Source organism: Nocardia sp. NPDC050378 (assembly GCF_040655675.1).
In the GTDB taxonomy this organism is placed as follows: Bacteria; Actinomycetota; Actinomycetes; order Mycobacteriales; family Mycobacteriaceae; genus Nocardia; species Nocardia coubleae.
Genome location: NZ_JBFAKI010000011.1, coordinates 114,086 through 135,742, shown reverse-complemented (window position 1 = coordinate 135,742; position 21,657 = coordinate 114,086). Strand labels below are relative to the sequence as shown.

The window sequence follows — 21,657 nt, the reverse complement described above, 5'->3', positions numbered from 1 at the left end:
GTCGTGCTCCATCTCTTGTTGAATTACGTTGTCGGCCCGGACAAGCCGCGGGCGATGGCCTCGGTGTTGGCGCGCGCCATCTCGAGATAGGTCGCGGCGCCGCCGCCGGGTTCGGTGAGCGATTCGGTGTGCAGAGCGGCTACCTGCACCTGCAGGCCCGCATGCTCGGCCAGGACACGCGAAAGACGGTCGGGCGCGGCCGAATCGGCGAAGATCGTATGCACTCCGGCGGTGCGGATGGCGGTGGCGAGGTCGTCGAGGTCAGAGGCGCTCGGGGACGCGAGGGTGGTGCCGCTGGGGATCACGGCGCCGATCACGGTGAACCCGAATCGCTGTGCGAGATAACCGAAGACGTGGTGGTCGGTGACCAGCTGCCTGCGTTCAGGCGGAATCGCCGCGAACCGGTCGGTCATCCAGCGGTCCAGCTGGTCGAGTTCGCCCACATAGCGGGCGGTGTTGGCGCGCACGGTCTCGGCGTCGATGCCCTCGACCCGCTCGATGACTTCGGCGCTGATCGCCTCGACGGCTTTGCGCACCCGCGCCGGGTCGGTCCAGAAATGCGGATCGGGCTGACCGGCGGATTCGTCGGAGGTGTAGGTGATCGGGTCGGTCCGCTCGGCCACCGCCAGCGTCGGCACACCTGCCGAGGCGGCCGCCTGCACATGCCTGGCCACGCCTTCCTCGAGGCCGAGGCCGTTGTGCACGACCAGCGCCGATCGTTCGATATCGGCGGCCTGACGTGCGGAGATGCCGAACGAATGGGGGTCGGTCCCCGCTTGCATCAGCACCGTCACCTCGGCGGTGTCGCCGACGACGGCCTTGGTCAGGTCACCGAGGATGTTGGTGGTCACCATGATTCCGCCGCGGTCGCCGCCGGTGCCGCACGCGGTGATCGACGCGAGCAGCGCGATCACGACGAGGGCCAGACCCGCGACGCGAGGAGCGCCCCGAAATCCTCTGGTGCGGTGGACAACCCGTGCTTCGTTACTCACAGACCCGTCTCCACCATCAGTCCGGGCGCGATATCCGTGGGGAACGTGCGCGCGATTCGGAGGTTGTCGTTGTAGGCGACCTCGAGAACGGCTCGGCCATTGAGGTCGTTGATGTAGGCACGGTTCGGGTCGACCTGGATCACCCGTTCACCCTCGACCGGTCCGGTCAGTGCGACCCGTGCGGTCTCCGCACCGGTTTCGAGGTCGAGCCCGTGCAGCACACCGTCCCGGGTGAGGACGAGCACCGCCGACCCCTCACCAGCCGTGTTCACCGCGACCGCGTCGGCGATCGGGATGTGCTTCCAGGTCTTCTTGCGGACGTCGAGGGTCCACACACCGGTGCGTCCGGCGAGCGCGGTCAACGTCGTGCTGCCGGGCCGGTGGGTGAACGCCGTCGCCCGATCGGCGCCAGGCGCCGGATAGGCGACCTTCTCGGCGACGAACGCACCGTCACGCTGGGCGACGACCATAGCCCCGTCGGCACAACCGAATACGACTCCACGCCGGGTGACAGCCTGACCACGTGGCTGCGGGCACGAGCCGGCCAGTGGCTCACCAGCCGCACCGTCACGCCCGCGCACATCCACTCGGCCCGCGCCGTCGGCGACGACCAGCTTCTCGCCGTACGGCAACGCGATGCCGTCGATCCGATGCGGCTCACGGACCTGCCCGTCACCGAGCGCCACCCGATCGAACGCCAGCGTGGCACCGGAATCGAGCACCACCGCCGACACCGCCGGATCACCGTATGCGGCGACAACTCCACCCGCCGCCGCGATGCCGCCGACTTCACGCACCGGGGCGCTGTAGTAGTGGCGGTGATCGGCGTGGTCGACGGTCCATCCCCCGCTGTCGATTACACGCACCGACCCACCGGCACTCAGGAATCCGAACCGCCCGTCGCCGACCAGGGCCGAGGACGCCGGCGCATTTTCGCGTCCGGCGAGCGTGGTGACCTGTTCGGTCAGCAGATCGATCACCCGGATGTCGCCGGTGGCCGGATCGCTCACGACCAGCCGGGTCTGCGCCTCGCTCATCTCCTCTGCCCCGGCGACATACCCGTGCGGCGGCTCCTCGACGATCACCGGTTCGGTCGCGGCACACCCGGCCACCGACACCGCGGCCAACGCGGCGACGCCGACCTTCCCGAACCGCTCCCGCAGCGCCGAGACCACCGCCGACACGAAGAACGATCCGACCGCGACGGCGGCGATCGTCGCCCCGGCCGCGGTACCCGCGTGCCACGAGACGACGAGCCCGGCAGCGGTGGAGAACCCACCGATCAGCGCGGCCAGCACCATCACCACCGGAATCCGGTCCGACCAGTACACGGCGGCGGCGGGCGGGGCGATGAGCAGCCCGAACACCAGCAGCGTGCCGACCACGTGGAAGGAGGCGACGATGGCCAGGGTCACCAGACCGACGAGCGCGATGTGCGCCGCCTTCGGGTGCAACCCGAGCGTGTGCGCCTTGCGCGGATCGAAGGTGAGCGCGACGAAAGCCCGATGTCCGAGCACGGCGACAACCAGCGCGAGGCCAACGGCGGCAACGAGGTACCACAGGTCGACAGTGCGCACCGCGAGCACGTCACCGAACAGGAATCCGGTGAGGTCGACGGCGAAGGACTGCGACCGCGACACGATGATGACACCGGCCGCGAGCATCCCGACGAACAGCAGCCCGATCGCGGTATCGGCCGCGAACCGCTTGCTCCGCGAGAGCACCGAGACACCGAAAGCCATCGCGGTGCAACTGATCGCGGCGCCCACGATCAGATTGCCGCCGAGCAGCGCCGCCACCGCGACACCGGGCAGCATGCCGTGCGCCATCGCGTCACCGAGAAAAGCCATGCCGCGCACCACCACCCACGTTCCGGCGAGGGCGCACACGCAGGACACCAGCAGCCCGCCCCACAGCGCCCGCTGCACGAATGCCACCTCGAACGGGGCGATCAGCCACTCCATGGCAACGGACGATATACTGAAAACGATTATCGTTTCAAACGAGGTGAGATGCAACACACAGCAGACCCGGCGATCCGCATCGAGGACGTCACCGCCGGCTACGGCCGCATGCCCGTGCTGTCACAGGTGAGGGCGTCGATCCCGCGCGGACAGGTCACCGCGATCGTCGGACCCAACGGTTCGGGGAAATCGACGCTGCTCGGCGTCCTGGCGGGCACGGTGCCCGTCCGGTCGGGCACGGTGCACCGCGAGACGACCCGGCGACCCGCCTTCGTGGTGCAGCACACCGCGATTCCCGCGGCGCTACCGATGACGGTGCGCGAGGCGGTGGCGATGGGACGCTGGGCGCATCGGGGATTGTGGCGGCGGCTCACGAAGGCCGACCGCGAGATCGCGCAGGCCTGCCTGGAACGGATGGACCTCACAGCCCTGGCGACGCGGCGCCTGGACACGCTCTCGGGCGGTCAGCGCCAGCGCACACTCCTGGCCCAGGCGTTGGCGCAAGAGTCCGATCTGGTCCTGCTCGACGAGCCGGCGACCGGACTGGACGACGCCGCGCGCGCCGAGATCTCGGGTGCGCTCACCGAGATCGCGGCCGGCGGGGTCACCGTGGTGCAGGCAACCCACGACCCGGCCGAGGCGGCACGCGCCGATCATTGCCTGCAGTTGCGCGACGGCAGAATCCTCGCCGAGGGTTCACCCGGCGAGGTACTGGGAGCGGTCGGCTACCAGTCGGCTTCGGTGTAGCGGATGATGCCGCGAATGTTCTTGCCGTCCAGCATGTCCCGGTAGCCCTGGTTGATCTCCTCGAGGGAGTAGCTACGGGTGACCATGTCGTCGAGATTGAGCTGGCCGGCCTTGTACAGCGACAGCAGCCGCGGCGCGTCCTGGCGGGCGTTGCCGCCGCCGAAGATGCAGCCCTTCACCGTCTTCTGCAGCATCGAGAGCAGGAAGCTGTTCATCTTCACCTCGCCCGCGTCCATGCGGCCCATGGAGGTGACGACGAGCGTGCCCGCCTTGCCGGTGAGGATCAGACCCTCTTCGACGTAGTCGCCGTGCATCTCACCCATGGTGAGGATGACCTTCTCGGCCATCCGGCCCTCGGTGGCCTCCATCAGCGGCATGATCGCGGCGGCCATGCTCTCGTAGGTGTGGGTGGCGCCGAACTTCTGCGCCTGTTCGCGCTTCCACGGATTCGGGTCGATGGCGACGACTTTCGACGCACCACTGAGCACCGCGCCCTGCAGCGCGCTCATGCCGACACCGCCGATGCCCGCGATCACCACCGTCTCACCCGGCTGCACCTGCGCCACGTGCGTGGACGACCCGAAGCCGGTCGGCACGCCGCAGCCGACCAGGCAGGCCACCTCGAACGGGATGGTCGGATCGATCTTGACCACCGAGGTGTGGTGCACCGTCATGTACGGGGCGAAGGTGCCGAGCAGGCACATCGGGATGACGTTCTCGCCGCGCGCCTGGATGCGGTACGTGCCATCCGAAATCGCCTGTCCCATCAGCAATCCCGCACCCAGGTCACACAGCGCCATATTCCCGGACACACACGACGGACAGCGTCCGCAGGCCGGGATGAACGAAAGGATGACGTGGTCGCCCACGGCCAGATCGCTCGGGCAGTTCGGCCCGAGCTTGGTGATCACACCCGCGCCCTCGTGCCCACCCATCACCGGGTAGCCGGGCATCGGGGTGGCACCGGTGACGATGTGGTGATCGGAGTGGCACATGCCCGCCGTTTCCATGCGGATCTGCACCTCCCCCGACACGGGGTCGCCGACCTCGATCTCCTCGACCGACCATTCCTGGTCGACGCCCCACAGGATCGCGCCCTTCGTCTTCATTACGATCGACCTCTCGCCAAGCAGTGCCTCGTTGTGACTGCTCCCACCCTACGAACTTTCGGCCGATTCTGGAACACGTTCTAGAAATCTGGTGAAGATTTCTCTATCCGCGCACGTCGTGGACGTGGTGCTCGAGGTCGTGCAGGAAGTATCGGCCCAGCGAGGCCACGGTGAACAGCGATCCGTCGCTGCGGGCACCGCGCCAGTCGAGCCGATCCGAGGGCACGGCGGCGAACGCCGCGGCCACCTGCTCGGCAGCGGCGGACAACACTTGGCCGACCACCGCCGGGTCCTGCTCGTTGTAGCGGTCGGCGACGGCGGTGGCGTCCTGATCCCAGTTCGCGAATCGCGGCGCCGTCGCGCCGTCACCGTCGAGCATCAGCGCGAGCCGGGTGTCGAAGATCCGGCAGACATCGCGCACGTGGGCGGCGTATTCGAGGACCGACCAGGTCTGCGCGTCGGGCCGATCGCGCACGTCGTCGCGATCCAGGGCCGAGGCGATGTGAGCGGCAGCGGCGCGCGCCCGGTCGGGCACCTGCTCGAACGCGATCGACGCCGCGTCGTATCCGCATTCCGCGCAGGGCTTTTCGAGGACCCAGGTCCAATCCTTGGTATCAGGCACGATCATGTCGCCAAGGCTATGGCGTCGCAATCTTGACGTCCATTGATATTCTGCCAATGAACGTCGAGATCCGGGCATCAGTCGATCAGCTTGCGCGCCTTCTCGAACAGTTCGAGGGTCACCGCGTGCAGGAAGTCGCCCACCTGCTTGGGCGCCTTGCCCGCGAAGGCCCTGGCGTGGGTGCCTTCGAGCACGATGCCGAGCTTGAAGCAGGCCAGCACCTCGTACCAGGTGACGGCGCGCAGGTCGCGGTCGGAGAATTCGGCGTAGTGCCGGATCATCTCCTCGGGCGTCGGCAGGCCGCCGACAGTACCGAGGGTGCCCATCAGCCCGGCGCCGACGGTGCCGGGTTCGGGGCGGGTCGCCAGTTGCCAGCCGAGGTCGAGCAGCGGGTCGCCGATGGTCGACATCTCCCAGTCGACCATGGCCGCCACCTCGGGGCCGTCGTAGTCGAACATCATGTTGGCGAGGTGGCAGTCGCCGTGCATGATGCCCGGCGCCGGGTCGGCGGGACGGTTGCGGTCGAGCCAGTCACCGATCCGCTCCACGTCGGGGATCTGCGGGCCCGGGTAGCCCTCGTTGGCGGTGTAGGTGTCGAGTTCGCGCAGCCAGCGCGGCACCTGACGTTCGAGAAAGCCCTCGGGGCGACCGTAGTCGGCCAGGCCGAGCGCCAGGTAGTCGACCGTGCCGAGGCGCGCGATGGCCTCGATCGCCGACAGCCCCATCCGCCTGCGGATCTCCGGGTCGTTCGCATGCAGCTCGGGTAGTTCGGTCTGCGGATTGAAGCCGCGGATGGGTTCCATCAGGTAGAAGACCGCGCCGAGCACCGAGGGGTCGGTGCAGGCGGCGATCACCCGTGGGGCGCGGATCTCGGAGCCGTCCAGCGCCGTGAGCAGGCGGGATTCGCGGGCGATCACCTCGTTGCTCTTGGCCCGCAGGTGTTCGGGTCCACGGCGCAGCACATATTCGCGGCCGCCCCGGGTGAAGCGGATCATGATGTTCTGGGTGCCGCCGCCGATCGGGCTGACCTCCCCGATCGTGTCGCCGGGTAAGCCCTGCTCGTCCATCCAATGTCCGAGCGCCACGAGATCCGGTTGCGAAACAGCCATGGCGCACATTCTGCCCCGAACCGCGCCCGGCGTAGGGTTTTGGCCACGATGCGCACGCTGTTGATCGATAACTACGACTCGTTCACCTACAACCTCTACCAGCTCATCAGTGAGGTCAACGGGAGCGAGCCCGTCGTCGTGCGCAACGACGAGGTGGACAGCGTGGGCGAACTGGCCCTCGACCGATTCGACAATGTGGTGATCTCGCCGGGTCCGGGCCGTCCCGATCGGGCCAGGGACATGGGGATTTCGACGGCGGTGCTCGAGCAGGCCGAGCTGCCGTTGCTCGGGGTATGCCTCGGGCATCAGGGCATCGTGATCGGGGCGGGTGGGCAGGTCGGTCGCGCACCCGAGGCGCGCCACGGTTACCTCGATCGGGTCGCCCACGACGACCGGGACCTGTTCGCCGGGTTGCCGCAAGACTTCACGGTGGTGCGCTACCACTCGCTGGCCGCGCTGCGACCGCTGCCCGACGTGCTCGAGGTGACGGCGACGACGGGCGACGGTGTGGTGATGGGTGTGCGGCACCGCGAGCGGCCGCAGTGGGGTGTGCAGTTCCATCCGGAGTCGGTGTCGAGCGAGTTCGGGGCGGCGCTGTTGCGCAATTTCGCCGATCTCACCAAGGCTCGGACCCCGGTGGCCGCGCCGGTGGTCGTGCGTGGGCCCGAGGCACCGTCGGATCCGCCGACGAAACGGTTCGTGGTGCGGCACAAGGTGATCGAACGGGCGATCGATACCGAGGCGATCTTCCTGCGTTGCTACGGCAACTCGACGACCGCGTTCTGGCTCGACAGCGAACACGTCGAACCGGGTCTGGACCGGTTCTCCTTCCTCGGCGACGCGGCGGGACCGCACGCCGAGATCGTCGGATACCGGGTCGGCGACGGCGCCGTCACGGTGACGGATGGCGCGGGTGCCCGAACCGTCGCGGGCACCGTACTCGACTACCTGGACCGCGAACTGCGTGCCAGGCACTGCGAAACACCGTTGTTGCCTTTCGATTTCGCGGGCGGTTATGTCGGTTATCTCGGCTACGAGGTGAAGGCCGATTGCGGGGCGGGGGCCGTGCACCGCTCCCCCACCCCGGACGCGCAGTGGATTTTCGCCGACCGATTGGTCGTGGTCGACCACGTAGCGGGCCGCACCCATCTGCTCGCTCTCACCGATCCGGGTAGCGAAGCGGCGAGTGCGGATTGGCTCGGTACCACCGAGTCCGCCCTCGCCGACCTGCCGACCTGGAAGAACCCCGTCGACCTGCGTGTGCGCGCCGATCCCGACGCGGTCCAGGCGCATCTCGTGCGCGGCCGCGACCGCTATCTGGCCGATATCGCGGTGTGCCAGGAGCGGCTACACGCGGGTGAGTCCTACGAGATCTGTCTGACCGACGCGGTGGTGGTCGCGGCGGGCCAGGACGACGGCCTGGCCTTCTACCGCCGCCTGCGCCGCTGCAATCCCGCGCCTTACGCCGCCTACCTGCGGTTCGACGGTCTCGAGGTGGCCTGCTCGTCGCCGGAGCGGTTCCTCAAGGTCGACCGGGACCGGGTGGTGCAGAGCAAGCCGATCAAGGGCACCGCACCGCGTGGCCGGACACCCGCCGAGGACGCGCGATTGCGTGACGCGCTGGCCGCCGACCCGAAGACGCGCGCCGAGAACCTGATGATCGTCGACCTGTTGCGCAACGATCTCGGGCGCGTGTGCGAGGTCGGTTCGGTGCACGTGCCCGCGCTCATGGTCACCGAAACCTATTCCACCCTGCACCAATTGGTGTCGACAGTCCGCGGCACCCTGCGTCCGGGGGCGGGTGTGGTCGACTGCGTGCGCGCCTGTTTCCCGGGTGGGTCGATGACCGGGGCGCCGAAACTGCGCACCATGGAAATCCTCGACGAGCTGGAAACCCGGGCGCGCGGGATCTATTCGGGCACCATCGGCTTCCTCGGGCTCGGCGGAACCGCCGACCTCAATATCGTCATCCGCACGGCCGTGCGCCACGACGACGAGTGGACCATCGGCGCCGGCGGGGCGATCGTGCTCGATTCCGACGCCGAGGACGAGTACGCCGAGATGGTCCTCAAGGCCGCGGCGACCTTCCGCGCCCGCTAACGACGTCGGCGCTTCTCCGACTCCGGTGGTGGTTCCTCGCCGCCGCGCCCGGTGAACCGGCCGATCAAGCCCACGCCCGGCAGTTTCGCCAGGGCACCGAACAGGTCCTCACCCAGCGAGATCATCGCCTCGAGGCGGGGCAGCAACCGGTCGTAGGTGGCGAACACCGGGTCGGCGAGGGCGAGCGTGCGGTCGAGGCGGTCGATGGTGCTGTTGAGCCGGTCGACCGCGATCGACAGGTTCTCCACCAGATCCGGCAGCTGCGCGGCGAGTTGCGCCGAGGCCGGTGGCAGCCGTACCGCCGCGTCGAAGGCGTAACCCGCCGTCTGCTGCGCCGCGTCGATGGCCTGCCCCGCGGCCGACTGTGCCGCGCCGACCGCCGCCTGTGCCGCCGACAGCAGATCGGCGCCCGGCACCCTGCGCGCCTGCGGTGGCACCGGTGGTGGTTGCGGCGTGCGCCCCCGCTTCTTCGGGTTCGTCATGCCTCCACTGTGCCCCACGGCGGCCTCGTGCGCAGGGAGGAGCCGCCGTGTCCGTCAGTTCTGTCCGGCCAGCACGACCGGTCGGCCGAATCGCGGTTGCACCGGGCGGTTGGTGTGCGGGAACAGCCCGCGATAGTGCTCCACGTCGGCGATCGCGACCGGCGCGGGTTCGCGCAGCACGATCCAGCGCACTCCTTCGGTACAGGGCGGCGTGGTGAGTGATCCCTCGTATCGGAACTGGGCGAACCCGGTCGGCAGATACGCGCGCGGATCGATGCTCGTCACCGTCCTGGTGGCACCCACTCGATCCGGTGCCGCCGCGAGTACCGCCCCCAGCGGCGCCGAGTCCGGCTGCGCGCGCAACAGCACGGCGAGTACCGCGAGCCTGCCTGCTCGGTCCGCGTGCACGAAGTGCAGCTCCATCGCCGCTTCCGCCCCGTCGACGGTGTGCTCGCTCGGCAGATGGAAATGGAACTGGGTCAACTCGAACGCGCTCCCGTCGACGACGATGCGGTTACCCGAGCCGGGCGCCACGTTCGCCTGGATCGTGTGCCCGTTGTTCACCACCTCCACCGAGGACATCGGCCGGTACTCGATGTCGATGTGCTCGTCGGGATGCAGTTCGGTATGGGCGGGCAGATCGATCGGCGACTGCGCGTGCCCACTGCGGCAGGTCACGAACCGGCTGTCCAAATCGGCCCAGTGGTCGGGCCCTTCCGCGTCGTAATCCCAGTGCACGTCGCTGTGCGCCGCCTGCCCCGACCCACCGCATCCCGCCACCGCGAGCAGAGCGAGCGCGGCCAGCGCTCCCCGTCGGGTGAGTAAGTGACCATTCGACATACCGACAGCTCCTCGTCACCTCGGCCGTCGGCACCGAACGCGGCGGCCCAAAATGTCCGCTTTGCACCGAATATCCCTATATCACAACGGGTTTCGATATCGAGCGGACCCCAACGCTAAACCTGCGAGGACGGCGAAAACCAGGCCCGCCCCTGCGAGATGGCTCACACCTACCGAGATGGCCGGGGCGGCGCTCGGTCGAACCGTGTCGGACCTCCGTGGCATCATGCGAGGACCATGGAACTACGCAAGGGCGCGAATTCGCCGGTACCGACATCGCTTCTCGCCGTGGTTGTTTCATGGCGGGGGGCACAGGCTGTCGACGCCCACGCTCTCCTGGTCACCGAATCCGGGCTGGTCCGCACCGACCGCGATTTCGTCTTCTTCAACGCCCCTCGCCACGCCTCGCAGGCGGTCACCCTCGACCAGGAACCCGAACCGGGGACGGCTCGGCTGAGCATCTCCCTGCCCCGCACCGAGGCCGACATCGCCCGCATCGTCGTCACGGCCTCGGTGGACGACACCACCTTCGACCGCCTCGACGACCTCACTCTCACCGTGCACGCCGCCGACGGTCCGGTCGCCCGCTTCGCCGTCGACAGCATCGAGGACGTGCGGGCGATGATGTTCGGCGAGTTCTACCGGCGCGACGGTGGCTGGCGTTTCCGCGCGATCGGCCAGGGCTGGGCAGGCGGGCTGCGGGGGCTGGCCGTCGAATTCGGTGTCACGGTCGACGAACCGGCCGCCGTGGGCCGAGCCGACGAACCACGCACCGGCCGGACCTGTGCCGAACTGTCCGGCGCGCCCGCCCTGACCCGCCGCGTCATCGATACCCCGCCGCCACCACCGGCAGACCCCGACCTGGCCGACTGGCATCCCGACCCGGACGCGCCCGACCGCCTGCGCTGGTGGGACGGCGACGAATGGACATCGAGCGTTCGCCCCCATCTCCCGCCGGCCCGGGGCCACTGCGCACGCTGCGGTAACACCCTGCGCCGCAAGCTGTTCGGCGGTCATGCTCCGTGCAAGGCGTGTGCGGCCGAGATCGAGGAGTTCCTCACCCACTGGCGCAACCGAGCCGTGCGGGTCCTCACCGGCCCCGGCACCCGATCTCCGGAGTGGACACAGGTGTGGGCGTCACTGCGGTTCCAGCGCATCGACGAGGAACAGGGCAGAGCGTTTCTGCGCGAGGACGGCCTCACCCAGGTGGAGCGGATGGTCGCGTTCGCGTTCGCCGACGGTGAGGTGTTCGCCGAGGAACTGGACGCGTTCGAGCACGTCGTCGGTGAGCTCGACCTGGGCGGCCCCATCGTCGACGATCTGCGCAGGCGAATGCACCGGGGCCGCACCCTGTCACGGCTGCGAGCAGGCGAGCTGCCTGCCGTCGACACCCGCGGCCTGCACCTGGACCCGGACGAACGCGTCCACCTCGACCTGCCCGCCGTGCACATCCGGATGCTCGCGCGCGGTCCACGCCACTCCGAGGGCAGATTGATCGGCAGTTCCAAGAAGCTGCGCTTCGTCGGTGACGGTACCGGTGTCGAACTGCCCTGGTCCCGGGTGGTTTCGGTGCATCCAGAACACGGCACCGTCGTGGTGGCCGCGACCTCCGCGCGCGGCGGCGCGACCTTCGGTGTGGCCGACCCGGACTATGTGGCGGCGGCGCTCGAAGGCGCGCTGCGCGTGGCCAAACGCCTGGTCCTCACGCCAGGCCAGCGCGACAGCCGCAGCATTCCCCAGGATGTGAAGGCCCTGGTGTGGCAGCGCGACGGTGGAGCCTGCGTGGAGTGCGGCGACCGGCACTACCTGGAGTTCGACCACATCATCCCGCTCAGCCGGGGCGGCGCGACGAGCGCGTCGAACCTGCAGATCCTGTGCCGGGCCTGCAACCGGGCCAAGGGCGCGCGGATCTAGCTGCCGAGAACCGCGTTCATGATGGTGCCACCGCTGGTGGCGACCACACCGCCGATCATCGCGCCCGCGATCATCTTGGGCGATTCCATGGAGCTGCCGTTCCACTTCTCCCAGGCGAACTTTCCGCCCGCTACGGTGATGGCCAGAATGCCCGACAGGATCATGAACCAGGTGAGGTACTGGACCATCTGCATGATCTTGTCCGAGAGCGGCGGTGCCTCCGGCGTAGGGTTGCCGACCTGCGCAAACGTCGTGACGGTGTCGGCCATCGACGTCAGGATGATGCTCATAGCCTGCTCCCCTTTTCCGCGTATAGCGAACTACGTTCCAGCGCTGCCGTATTCGGACGAGTTCCAGGATACGGCCGCGAACCCCCAGCGCACCAACAAAACCGATCGGTTCTGTCGAGGGGGTGGCTGCGACGCCGCGCCGGACGGGATACCATCGGCCACAGCAGTTCATCGCCGTTCCCCCGAGTTACCGAGTGAGCAAACATGATTCTGGCCGCTGTCACCGATACCTTGGCCTTCACCGATACCTTGGCCCAGATCGGCAATCCGACACCCGAGGCGCCGCCGCTGTCGGAGAAGCTCTTGCAGATGGTGCGTTACTTCACGTGGTTCGTGCTGCTGTCGGGCATCATCGCCATCACCTACGCGGGTGGCAAGTTCGCCTGGGAGAAGTGGACCGGCGGCGCCATGCAGTCGCCGCGGATGGTCGCGGGCGCGATGATCGGCGGCGTGGTCGCCACCAGCGGCGGCACCATCATGAACGCCATGATCTGATTCCTGTCCGCTCGGGCCGGTCCGGATGAACCGGGCCGCCTCGACCGGCAAGGACTCCCGACCCGGGTTCTGTTGTGGTTCAACAGGACCCGGGTCGCTTCAGCTGGGTTCTACTGTGTCGGCACATGGCAGCAACCTCCTTTCTGTCAGCCGGGCGGGTTCGCTAGGTGTAGAGCTTGTCGACGAACGCGTAGAGGTTGTCCACCACGCGCTCGGCCTTCTGCTCCACGGTCAGATCCTCGCAGTATCGGCTGCCCATCGAGGGCTTCTTCTTGTTGCGGGCGTACAGCGAGCAGGCGAGATCGGTGCACATGTAGCTGCCGATCGTGTTTCCGCGCCGCCCCGATTCCCCGGCCTTGTTCGCCGTCATCAGCGACACCCCGCCGCCGGTGTGGCTGGTGAGGCACAGCGCGCACATCTGCGTCTTGCCCGAACCACCCGTCTCGTGGCGCAGCGCGATGCTCACCAGCTTGCCCTCACGCGGCACGGCGATGTAGCAGCGCCCCGCGTAGGAGGGGTCGGTCCAGCCGAGGAAGTCGAGATCTTCCCACGGACGTTCGGCCAGGTCACGGGGAACATTGAGACGTTTGGCGTCGCCTTTCGAACAGTTCACGAACGACGCTCTGATCTCGCGTTCGGTGATGGGTTCCATCGCATTCCTCTCGGTAGTCGAACACAAAACGTAGCCACGCTAACGAGTTGCCGAGACGCTGACAACCGAGTTTCTCCAGGTCACACGGCCTCCATGTCCCGGCGGCGATTCACCGCCGGGACATCCGGCCGGTCACGCCACGGATTCGAGGATCGGGTAGTCGGTGTAGCCGATCGCATCGCCACCGTAGAAGTAGGCCTCACGGAACTGGTTGATCGGCGCGCCGTCACGCAGCCTGGCGACCAGGTCGGGATTGGCCAGGAACGACCGGCCGAGCGAGATCAGGTCGGCGCCCGCGGCGAGCAGTTCCTCGGCTGCGGACCTGCCACCGTCGACGGGCAACGGCGAACCCCAGCCGAGCACCGGATTGGCGATCAGCACGCCGTCCCAGCCCGCCCGGATCCGCGCGAACACCGGGGTCCCCGGGTCGGCGAACACCACGTGCAAGTAGGCCAGGCCGCGACCGCCGAGTGCGGCGACCAGCGCTGAGTACAGCTCCTCGGTGTCGGATTCGACGATGTCGTTGGCGCCGACGCCGGGTGCGACGCGCACCCCGACTCGCTCCGGTCCGATCGCCGCGGCCACGGCCTCGACCACCTCCACGGTGAACCGGATGCGGTTGTCGACGGTGCCGCCGTATTCGTCGGTGCGCTGGTTGGTGTTGTCGGACAGGAACTGGTGCAGCAGCATGCCGTTGGCGCTGTGCACCTCCACGCCGTCGAACCCGGCCGCGATCGCGTTGCGGGCCGCCTGTGCGAAATCCTCGACGGTGCCGTGGATGTCGTCGATGCTCAGCTCCCGCGGCATCACCGCGTCCTGCGAGCCTGCCGCGGTGCGGATCGGCGTCGACAGCCGTACGGGTGAAGGGGCGACCGGGACGGCACCGCTGTTGTCCGGATGCCCGACGCGACCGCCGTGCTGCACCTGCAAGAAGGTCCGCCCGCCCGCCGCGTGGATCGCCTCGGTGATCCCGCGCCAGCCGGCGATGTGGGCATCGGTGTAGATGCCAGGGATGCCCGCGAACGTGATGCCCTCCTGGTTGGGACTGGCCGCCTCGGCGATGATCAGACCGGCGTCGGCGCGCTGGGCGTAGTAGGTCGCCATCAGTTCGGTCGGGCTGCCGTCCTCGGCCGCCCGGTTGCGCGTCATCGGTGCCATCACGAGCCGGTTGGGGAGTTGGAGAGCACCGACAACGGCCGCATCGAAAAGGCTGGGTACTGCATTCTTCGTCATGCGGGTACGGTAAAACTTGACATTGGTGTGAGATTCAAGTCGATGTGTGAAAGGCCAGGTGGCGCATGCGAATCGGGGAGCTCGCGGCGCGGACCGGCGTCAGCGAACGGTCACTTCGCTACTACGAGGAGCAGGGTTTGCTTGCCTCTGCCCGTACTCCGGGCGGCCACCGTGACTACCCCGATCTCGCCGTGGACCGGGTGATCCACATCCAGGAGCTGTACGCGGCCGGACTGTCCAGCAAGAAGATCGGCCAGATCCTGTGCTGCATCCGCGACGCCGACGGCCGGGCCAACGAGAACGCCACGCCCGAACTGATCGATGAACTCCGCACCGAACGAGCCCGGATCGACCGCACGATCGCCGACCTGATCCGCTCCAGGGACGTCCTCGACGACGTCATCGCGCGAGCCTCGGAAGACATTCCCGTCGCCGCGGAATAGCCCCGCTACCGGACTATTCCGGCCGCTCGGGCGGCGAGCAGCCAGTCGGGGAACTCGCTGAGCAGGCGTCGGTAGAGCTCGGCGTCGTCGAGTTGGTCGATGTCGGGGACGGCGAAGAAGCCCGCGTTGTCGACCACCCGGCCGTCGAGTTCGTCCAGGGTGCGCAGCACACCGAAGTTGGCGGGACCGAGTCCGATGAACTGCCAGAACGCGGGCAGGTGGGCGGCCTCGCGCATGAGCGCGGCGATCTCGCGCTTCTTGGCGAAGCCGCCGTCGGTGAAGAACAGGACGAGCGTGGGCCGGGTACTGCCGTGCAGGGTGTCGATCACCGCACGCATGATCGGCAGTTCGTCGTTGCGCCCGCCGAGGCTGCCGTAGTCGATCCCTTCGTGCGTGCCGTTCAGGTGCAGATAGGTCTGCGTCCAGCGCTCGGCGTCGGCCACGGTGATGTCCGGGAGTTTCGCGTAGGACAGGGCGTAGAGGTAGGCCTCGAGGGTGCCGTCGTCGTCGAGCTGGGTGGCGACCGGGATCATGCGCTCCACCACCCGGTGCACGGTTCCGGCGCGATACATCTTCTGCATGCTGCCGGTCTTGTCGATCACCAGCACGACCCGCGCCCGCGTTCCGAACGCGCTCTTGTCGATGAGGATCTTGGCGACTTCCTGCTTACGCATATCCAGCTTCTGCCGCTTCTCGAACGACAGCGCGTGCTCGCCGGGCACCGTCCTCGGCACCGCGACGGGTTCCGGTTCGTCGTCGACACTCACCCCGTGATCGGTGACCAGATCGGCGAACCCGCCGGCATACCCCTGCCCGACCGCGCGCACCTTCCACTGCTCACCCCGGCGATACAGTTCGAGCGCGATCACCACGGTCTCTCGATCCAAGCCCTCGATCAGGTACTCGCACACGGTATTTCCCGCGGCATCGGCCACGACCGCGACCGGCGCCGGTCCGCTCCCGAAGGTCTGCCCGTCGGCGGTGATCACCGCCCGGATCTGCGCGATCTCACCCGGCACCTCGGCCGGCGTGACGTGCAGCGCCGCACCGTCCAAACGGACCCCTCGGGCCTGGGGTTGATTGAAGAACACGAAGTCGGCATCCGTCCGAACCTTGCCCATCTCGGTGACCAGCAGAGCCGACAGATCCGCCGCCACACCGCCACGCACCGACAGCACCACCTCCCCCGCCGCCAGCCCCAGGTTCTGCCCCTTCACCAGCACAGCAACCATCGCACGCCCCTCATCTCGCACCCGATGCCCCACACCCTAGGCCAAACCCGTCAACCACGGACGAGGTCAGCGAGCGCACGTAGGATGAGTACTCGACCTCGAGCTCGGGAGGCGCAGGGTGGATTTCACCGTCGCATACCTGCAATACGCCGGTTCCGGGCCTATGCGCCACGAAGAACAACTTCTCACCGAAGGCCTGGGGAAACTCGGAATCCCGATCCGCCACTACAGCATCAAACGCATCCACCGCAGACAACTGCCGCTCGGCCCCGAGACCTTCGTTGCCGGTGACATGCCCGCGATGCACGGCGCGATGCGCCAGCTGGGCGTCCCGATCCCGCTGCCCGACGACTATCCCGAGGTGCTGGGGCGTTTCCTCGGTCGCAAGGTCTGGACTTCGACATTGGGTCAGGTCGAACGCATGATGGAAAGCTCTTCCGCGGCACCAGTTTTCGTCAAGCCTGCGGACCGCCGCAAGAGCTTCACGGGCACGGTCTGCTATTCGGAACACGACTTCGGCGCGTGGGGTGGAGCGAGCAGGTATCAGCGTGTCCGGTGCTCGGAGGTCGTCGCCTGGGTCAGCGAATTCCGGGTGTATGTCATCGGCGGCCAGGTCGTCGCGACAGACCACTATGCAGGCGATGATTCCGCTGAGCTCGATATGAATGTCGTGCATGCGGCCGTCGACATCTACCACCGCAGCGGCACCGCACCCAGCGCCTACGCCGTCGACTTCGGCGTGCTCACGAACGGGGACACCGCACTTGTCGAAGTCAACGACGGCTACGCCCTCGGCGCCTACCGGATCACGGCGGATCACTACACCGAACTGGTGATGGCGCGGTGGCGAGAGCTGCTGGCGACGGTGAATCATGACCCCGAATGAACGCTTCCTACGGCTAGGGGCCGCTCACCGGCGACAGGTTCATCTGTCGCTGTGTGCCGATGTCCTCACGACGTGGACCGATTATGTCCGGGGAAAGCCAGCCGCGCTTCGCTATCGCGACTCGGTGGTCGGGATGCGCCACCACGTGGACATCGAGCTTCCGATCGATGCCCTCGAGGCGGCTCGGGCCGGCGTGGACCTCGCGAATGTCGGCAGCCGCTATCTCGAGCCCATTGCCGCGCTGCAAGACGACGACCTGACCTTCCCTGATCCGGTCGAGTTCGCTTACTACGCCATCTACAACTGCTTCCGCAAGTACGTCTCGGGTGCCGACATCGCGGACTGGCTGATCGTCAACCAGGCGTTGGCGGTGCACGATCCCGGCGAGGCGGCGCAACGTCTGACGCGCGCTCTCGACGGCGTCGATCCCCTTACGAGCGAGGATGTGTCATCCGGCGGGTGACACAGACGGCTCGTCCGTTGCCACCTTTCGGTGCTCGTACCAGATCGACGGGATGAGCGATCCGTTCGGCAACCGTTGTGCTCGCCGGTCCTTTTCCGTCGCGCCGATCTTGTCGCAGATTCGCCGCACGGCGAGATTCGACTCGGAGGTACCGATCTCGACGGTTGCGAAACCGGCGTCGTGGATCGCCTCGACCAGCGCGGCCACCGCTTCGCTCGCGTACCCCGCGCGCCGGTGCTGTGGTCCGATCCACCAGCCGAGGGTTCGCGATGACGGGTCTGTGGCACCCGGATGCACCGTTGCGCCACCGACGAGGGCCCCGTCCGACCGCGCCTCGAAGACGAGCAGCCCGGGAACCGGGTACCCCGACCGGACAGCCTTCACCATTGTCCGAGCCTCGCGTTCGGTCCACCCGTTCCCGGCGAGCATCTCCGCATCGATCGTGGCGGCGAGCGCAACCGCGTCCTGCGCTATCGGTCGGCGCACCAGCAGCCGGTCGGACTCGACCTCCCGCAGCCCGTGGTAGCGGCCGCTGACTTCCTTGTCGACGAGCCCGCTGAGTCGCCACGCCCATAGCCCGCCCGCGACAAGCAGGACGACCCCCACGAGCACCACCCATAGGGTGATAACGAATCCCTTTGCGGAGGCACCGGATTCGATCGTCAACACGATCCCGACGAACACCGCAGGCGCCCCGACTGTGACGATACAACTCACCAGCCCGAGAGCGACGGAATGCCAGGACGCTTGCTGAACGGCCGCTCTGACATACGCGACTCGCCACCGGGAAGACATGCGCGAACGATATTCGATGAGGCCCGACCGTGCAGATCCCAACCGACACAGGTCGGCGCAATAGGTGTTCCAGGCGACATAACCGCTGGTGAAGGGCTGCTGAATGTGGGGCGGGTGGGGCTCGAACCCACAACCAGCGGATTATGAGATCAAACACTTTCGATGCTGTGCTGACCTGCGAAGAAGCTGCTGACAGCTGACCGTTTTCGCGAAATCCATTGGTGGTCGCTTCGAGCTTTGGCGAACCTCTAGGTCGCTCCGACTACCGCCGAGGCCCGGCAGGTCTCAGTTGCAGGGGTGGAATAGCGCTCCGGGGTGTGCGCGGCACACTCGTTCGGCGGTACTCCCCGAACGAGGCATCGACTACTCGCGTCCACTCGCCCGGAGACCACACCTTTACGGCAACCCTGACACCCTCTTCGTGCCCGAACGATCAGGCGAGTTGACGGCGCCTATCCGGCAACCCCGTCCGGCTCCAGCGGTTCGGGAAAGTCCGGATCCGGGTTGGCGATATCAACTAGGGTTTGCACTAGCGTACGCATTGCGTTCCACTCCTCGTCGAGTCGCTTCTCACCGGATTCTACATCTCTAAGCATCTGCTCTATTCTTCCTTGCACAACCGACTTTTCGGAAATCTCGCCTTGATATTCCGACATGCCTTCGATATAGCTCTTCCACCGAACGGGAATGAGGTAGCCGTCTTGCCCCTTCAAGCATCGTTCACCAAAATAGAACTCCACCGAACATGCACGCCCGTTGACATCATCTTGAGCTACACCGGAAGGGCCGAGAGTTGGATACTCACGTGCGAAATCTAGCTCGGGCAGCCTGCAAATGAAGTAGTGGTCAGGGAGAGGGCCGCTGGCGAGTTGCTTCTCGGCTTGTCGACCCGCAGTGTCATTGTCGAGGAGGCCGATCACTCGATTCATGACACCGGCAGCCGCGAAGCTCCGCAGGTTCCTGACAACCTGATCGGTTCCACCCGCAGCCTTGGAGTTCTCGATATCCCAGAATCGGAAGTACCCGGCTACATCGGGACGAACAAGTTGCATTGCTCGAGGTAGGACACGCGAGTCGAATTTACCCTCGGTGATTACGATGATTGGTCCTGTATTCGCTGTGGCGAAACTGAGATCCTGAACCGCTTGATCAGAAAGAGCATCGGCGCTGCGACAGTAACCAGCGGCGAGTAAGTCCGACAAATCCATCGTTAGTGAGCCATTAGGATCTTGCCCATACAGGAGTGCGCTGAGCAGAAAACGTGGATCCTCCGAGTCATCCTCGAAATAGAATTCGAGGTCATCCACACAGGACCATTCAATGTCTTCGAGAATTCTGAGATCCAGCCCGTGGTGCGAGCATGCGTTGACGTACGAATTGAGGCCCGTCTCGACTACTTCCTCAGGAGTCATCTGATGGGGAACCCCCTGAACACCTCTTGCCGGACGGGCGTATAGGACATTCTCGTCCTCGCCATCGCGCCGAAGCTGCGAACGACGGATCTCCGCCATCGATCGCGTACTCGAATACGCGTCGAATCCCATAAGCCGTAGTCGGGTAAGCGCGATCTGAACGGTTGTGCGATATCCGAATAGAGTTGCCCCGGTGCGACTCGCCCGGTCGGCGATCTCATCGAGATGCTCAGGCCAGTCCTCTTCATCCAGAGTGGTTTGATTCAGTTTGTCGACTGCCTGAGCCCATTCCCCATGCACGACCTTGTCATGCTCTCGAAAAACAGCCATCAGTCGGGACGGGAACTCATTCTTCCCCCACAAGATCTGGCGATCTCCCAGATACAGTCGCCACTTGTCACCCACTGCGCCATCCCTCCTGTGCCGTCCCTGCTTGTAAGCCGTAGTAACGCTGCCCCGCGCCGCGCACACTGGCCACGGAATCAGCGCCCTATCCAATGCTCACATACCTCGGCTGCAGCACAACCGCCTCCTGTGAGCATTAGGTCGACCGCGGCGTGGAGCTGATGCGCTGCTGGTTGCTCAGTCGGTCGGCGTCTGGTCTGCGCGGCGAGAAGCGATGAGGCCACGGGTCCGACCGCACTGGCTGGCACGTGCCAACGCCTCTCCCACGCGTGACTGTTAGTGCTCAGGCCGTTTTCTGCAGACAACGGCGAATTCGCCGCGGTAGTGACACACTTCTTGGATGGGAAAGCACGATGATCAGACGATCGCAGCTCCGCCGGCAACTGCGACAACATCCGGCCTGTCAGTAAAAGTTGGTGTCCGGGGTTACAGGGCGACCCAGCACCTATGGTCCGCGCGACGGGCCGCAAAGGAGAGCAGCAGTATCGAGCACCGCCTCGCTAATTCCCATAGGGCAAGCGTGGAACTAGAGGCCGCCGTGACAATCGCAGTGCTGTTGTCAGTCGCCTTCATGGAAGCTTCCGTGAATGAGGTCCTGCAGGACATCGCTGAATCAGAACCCGGAAAGCTCAGTACGCGATGCATTGGTATCAGCGAGGATTCCGCAGCGTTGATCCGCGAACTGTGGAGGCCGCCAGCCCGCCTGGAACGTGCTGGGACATTGGAGAAGTACCAGGTAGCTCTCGTGTCTGCCCGCAAGCCTCCGCTCGCCACGGGGCAAAAACGTACCAGTGGGCAAACAAGCTAATCAGCCTCCGCAATGCGCTAGTCCATTTCAAGCCCGAATGGCAGATGGAAGACGACGAGCATGCACAGGAGAAGAACCTTAAAGGACTCTTCGCTGAAAGCAAACTCTTCACCGGCCCAGTACAGCCATGGTATCCGCCAGCGTGTTTGGCCTCCGGGTGCGCAGAGTGGGCCCATATGACCGCTGTGGAATTCGTTGACTCGTGGTGGAAGCAAATCGGACTCAAACGGGACTACCACGAAGATTTGCGAGCGATGCCAGCGTTTTAGGAGTTGGGCTGACCAAGTAGGGGGCGCACGACTTACGGGAAGTATGCGCGGTGGTCAAACCCAGGCACCGCTCGTACTTCGACTTAGCGCGGCTTGCCGAACACGTTCTCGTCGGCGAAGGCACCGCTGAGCCGACTCCTCGTTGCGGTCATCATTCCGGGCGCGGTCGACGGCGATCCGCCGGTTCGGCTCTCGTGCATAGCCGTACAGCGACCCGCGCCGCGGAGCCCTATCGGCCTGATACCGCTCCGCGCGTTCTACGACGCAGACGCTCACCCCGACGCAACTGCCCATCCGGCTACGTCGTGAATGCAACGGGGCTCCCCGACCCAGCCACGCTCCCAACCCGGCCTCTTCTTTGCGGTCTTCTCTTCCTCTTGTCTCACTCACTTCTT

20 protein-coding genes are annotated in these 21,657 nt (G+C 66.5%); 7 read left to right on the top strand and 13 right to left on the bottom strand.

All coding sequences use genetic code 11. From position 1 onward, the window contains the following. Positions 1–23: 23 nt before the first annotated feature. Together aztC and aztB are read right to left on the bottom strand one after the other, a co-directional pair. A complete protein-coding gene (aztC, locus tag AB0I35_RS23195) occupies positions 24–992 on the bottom strand; it encodes a zinc ABC transporter substrate-binding protein AztC (RefSeq protein WP_357398281.1) in 969 nt (322 codons plus the stop codon). Continuing rightward, positions 989–2,956 (bottom strand): zinc ABC transporter permease AztB, encoded by a 1,968-nt coding sequence (aztB, locus tag AB0I35_RS23190; RefSeq protein ID WP_357398279.1) that lies wholly within the window; start codon positions 2,954–2,956, stop codon positions 989–991. Before aztB ends, aztC begins: the two co-directional genes overlap by 4 nt. A gap of 48 nt (positions 2,957–3,004) precedes the next feature. On the opposite strand from aztB, the gene aztA reads away from it, so the two are divergent. Next, positions 3,005–3,703 carry a zinc ABC transporter ATP-binding protein AztA gene (gene aztA / locus AB0I35_RS23185; protein ID WP_357398278.1) on the top strand — a complete coding sequence of 233 codons (699 nt, stop codon included), beginning with the start codon at positions 3,005–3,007 and terminating at the stop codon, positions 3,701–3,703. Here the strand turns inward: aztA and AB0I35_RS23180 are convergent. The 3 genes from AB0I35_RS23180 to AB0I35_RS23170 all read right to left on the bottom strand — a co-directional run bounded on the left by AB0I35_RS23180 (position 3,682) and on the right by AB0I35_RS23170 (position 6,552). Next, positions 3,682–4,812, bottom strand: a complete 1,131-nt coding sequence (locus tag AB0I35_RS23180) for an NDMA-dependent alcohol dehydrogenase (protein ID WP_357398276.1) — start codon at positions 4,810–4,812, stop codon at positions 3,682–3,684. The two genes, aztA and AB0I35_RS23180, sit on opposite strands and share 22 nt — an antisense overlap. Positions 4,813–4,915: 103 nt before the next feature. Then, positions 4,916–5,440, bottom strand: coding sequence for a DinB family protein (locus tag AB0I35_RS23175; protein WP_357398275.1), 525 nt, complete (start codon positions 5,438–5,440; stop codon positions 4,916–4,918). 71 nt (positions 5,441–5,511) lie between these two features. Beyond that, positions 5,512–6,552, bottom strand: a complete 1,041-nt coding sequence (locus AB0I35_RS23170; RefSeq protein ID WP_357398273.1) for a phosphotransferase family protein — start codon at positions 6,550–6,552, stop codon at positions 5,512–5,514. A gap of 39 nt (positions 6,553–6,591) precedes the next feature. Between AB0I35_RS23170 and pabB the strand changes: the two genes are divergently transcribed. Beyond that, positions 6,592–8,643, top strand: a complete 2,052-nt coding sequence (gene pabB / locus AB0I35_RS23165; protein WP_357398272.1) for an aminodeoxychorismate synthase component I — start codon at positions 6,592–6,594, stop codon at positions 8,641–8,643. On the opposite strand, the gene AB0I35_RS23160 is transcribed toward pabB, so the two are convergent. Next, complete coding sequence (locus tag AB0I35_RS23160) at positions 8,640–9,125, bottom strand: hypothetical protein (protein ID WP_357398271.1); 486 nt, start codon at positions 9,123–9,125, stop codon at positions 8,640–8,642. The genes pabB and AB0I35_RS23160 overlap by 4 nt on opposite strands. 54 nt (positions 9,126–9,179) lie before the next feature. Next, a complete protein-coding gene (locus AB0I35_RS23155) occupies positions 9,180–9,965 on the bottom strand; it encodes a carbonic anhydrase family protein (RefSeq protein ID WP_357398270.1) in 786 nt (261 codons plus the stop codon). A 237-nt stretch (positions 9,966–10,202) separates the two neighbouring features. Here AB0I35_RS23155 and AB0I35_RS23150 point away from each other — a divergent pair, with 237 nt between their 5' ends. Further along, a complete protein-coding gene (locus AB0I35_RS23150) occupies positions 10,203–11,879 on the top strand; it encodes a TerD family protein (RefSeq protein WP_357398269.1) in 1,677 nt (558 codons plus the stop codon). Here AB0I35_RS23150 and AB0I35_RS23145 read toward each other — a convergent pair. Then, positions 11,876–12,169 (bottom strand): hypothetical protein, encoded by a 294-nt coding sequence (locus AB0I35_RS23145; protein ID WP_067487178.1) that lies wholly within the window; start codon positions 12,167–12,169, stop codon positions 11,876–11,878. The two genes, AB0I35_RS23150 and AB0I35_RS23145, sit on opposite strands and share 4 nt — an antisense overlap. A gap of 204 nt (positions 12,170–12,373) precedes the next feature. Between AB0I35_RS23145 and AB0I35_RS23140 the strand changes: the two genes are divergently transcribed. Then, complete coding sequence (locus tag AB0I35_RS23140) at positions 12,374–12,664, top strand: hypothetical protein (protein ID WP_357398267.1); 291 nt, start codon at positions 12,374–12,376, stop codon at positions 12,662–12,664. A gap of 163 nt (positions 12,665–12,827) precedes the next feature. On the opposite strand, the gene AB0I35_RS23135 is transcribed toward AB0I35_RS23140, so the two are convergent. Both AB0I35_RS23135 and AB0I35_RS23130 read right to left on the bottom strand, forming a co-directional pair. Beyond that, positions 12,828–13,316, bottom strand: coding sequence for an FBP domain-containing protein (locus AB0I35_RS23135; RefSeq protein WP_357398266.1), 489 nt, complete (start codon positions 13,314–13,316; stop codon positions 12,828–12,830). Between the two features lie 132 nt (positions 13,317–13,448). Next, the gene (locus AB0I35_RS23130) at positions 13,449–14,549 is read right to left on the bottom strand and encodes an alkene reductase (protein WP_357398265.1); all 1,101 of its coding nucleotides are present in this window, start codon (positions 14,547–14,549) and stop codon (positions 13,449–13,451) included. A gap of 65 nt (positions 14,550–14,614) precedes the next feature. On the opposite strand from AB0I35_RS23130, the gene AB0I35_RS23125 reads away from it, so the two are divergent. Continuing rightward, on the top strand, positions 14,615–14,992 hold the full coding sequence (locus AB0I35_RS23125) for a MerR family transcriptional regulator (protein WP_357398263.1): 378 nt from the start codon (positions 14,615–14,617) through the stop codon (positions 14,990–14,992). Between the two features lie 5 nt (positions 14,993–14,997). Here AB0I35_RS23125 and AB0I35_RS23120 read toward each other — a convergent pair whose 3' ends face one another. After that, the gene (locus tag AB0I35_RS23120) at positions 14,998–16,224 is read right to left on the bottom strand and encodes a VWA domain-containing protein (RefSeq protein WP_357398262.1); all 1,227 of its coding nucleotides are present in this window, start codon (positions 16,222–16,224) and stop codon (positions 14,998–15,000) included. A gap of 118 nt (positions 16,225–16,342) precedes the next feature. Between AB0I35_RS23120 and AB0I35_RS23115 the strand changes: the two genes are divergently transcribed. Together AB0I35_RS23115 and AB0I35_RS23110 are read left to right on the top strand one after the other, a co-directional pair. After that, complete coding sequence (locus AB0I35_RS23115) at positions 16,343–17,110, top strand: ATP-grasp domain-containing protein (RefSeq protein ID WP_357398261.1); 768 nt, start codon at positions 16,343–16,345, stop codon at positions 17,108–17,110. Further along, positions 17,097–17,573 (top strand): hypothetical protein, encoded by a 477-nt coding sequence (locus AB0I35_RS23110; RefSeq protein ID WP_357398260.1) that lies wholly within the window; start codon positions 17,097–17,099, stop codon positions 17,571–17,573. Before AB0I35_RS23115 ends, AB0I35_RS23110 begins: the two co-directional genes overlap by 14 nt. On the opposite strand, the gene AB0I35_RS23105 is transcribed toward AB0I35_RS23110, so the two are convergent. Beyond that, positions 17,559–18,185 (bottom strand): GNAT family N-acetyltransferase, encoded by a 627-nt coding sequence (locus AB0I35_RS23105; protein WP_357398258.1) that lies wholly within the window; start codon positions 18,183–18,185, stop codon positions 17,559–17,561. The genes AB0I35_RS23110 and AB0I35_RS23105 overlap by 15 nt on opposite strands. A 635-nt stretch (positions 18,186–18,820) precedes the next feature. After that, on the bottom strand, positions 18,821–20,185 hold the full coding sequence (locus AB0I35_RS23100; protein WP_357398257.1) for a hypothetical protein: 1,365 nt from the start codon (positions 20,183–20,185) through the stop codon (positions 18,821–18,823). Between the last annotated feature and the right edge of the window lie 1,472 nt (positions 20,186–21,657).

Coding starts and splice junctions, on each gene's coding strand:
- AB0I35_RS23150 (WP_357398269.1), top strand. CDS start 10,203: ATGGAACTACGCAAGGGCGCGAATTCGCCGGTACCGACATCGCTTCTC.
- AB0I35_RS23125 (WP_357398263.1), top strand. CDS start 14,615: ATGCGAATCGGGGAGCTCGCGGCGCGGACCGGCGTCAGCGAACGGTCA.
- AB0I35_RS23145 (WP_067487178.1), bottom strand. CDS start 12,169: ATGAGCATCATCCTGACGTCGATGGCCGACACCGTCACGACGTTTGCG.
- AB0I35_RS23130 (WP_357398265.1), bottom strand. CDS start 14,549: ATGACGAAGAATGCAGTACCCAGCCTTTTCGATGCGGCCGTTGTCGGT.
- AB0I35_RS23155 (WP_357398270.1), bottom strand. CDS start 9,965: ATGTCGAATGGTCACTTACTCACCCGACGGGGAGCGCTGGCCGCGCTC.
- aztB (WP_357398279.1), bottom strand. CDS start 2,956: ATGGAGTGGCTGATCGCCCCGTTCGAGGTGGCATTCGTGCAGCGGGCG.
- AB0I35_RS23120 (WP_357398262.1), bottom strand. CDS start 16,224: ATGGTTGCTGTGCTGGTGAAGGGGCAGAACCTGGGGCTGGCGGCGGGG.
- pabB (WP_357398272.1), top strand. CDS start 6,592: ATGCGCACGCTGTTGATCGATAACTACGACTCGTTCACCTACAACCTC.
- AB0I35_RS23170 (WP_357398273.1), bottom strand. CDS start 6,552: ATGTGCGCCATGGCTGTTTCGCAACCGGATCTCGTGGCGCTCGGACAT.
- AB0I35_RS23180 (WP_357398276.1), bottom strand. CDS start 4,812: ATGAAGACGAAGGGCGCGATCCTGTGGGGCGTCGACCAGGAATGGTCG.
- AB0I35_RS23135 (WP_357398266.1), bottom strand. CDS start 13,316: ATGGAACCCATCACCGAACGCGAGATCAGAGCGTCGTTCGTGAACTGT.
- AB0I35_RS23175 (WP_357398275.1), bottom strand. CDS start 5,440: ATGATCGTGCCTGATACCAAGGATTGGACCTGGGTCCTCGAAAAGCCC.
- aztA (WP_357398278.1), top strand. CDS start 3,005: ATGCAACACACAGCAGACCCGGCGATCCGCATCGAGGACGTCACCGCC.
- AB0I35_RS23110 (WP_357398260.1), top strand. CDS start 17,097: ATGACCCCGAATGAACGCTTCCTACGGCTAGGGGCCGCTCACCGGCGA.
- AB0I35_RS23160 (WP_357398271.1), bottom strand. CDS start 9,125: ATGACGAACCCGAAGAAGCGGGGGCGCACGCCGCAACCACCACCGGTG.
- AB0I35_RS23140 (WP_357398267.1), top strand. CDS start 12,374: ATGATTCTGGCCGCTGTCACCGATACCTTGGCCTTCACCGATACCTTG.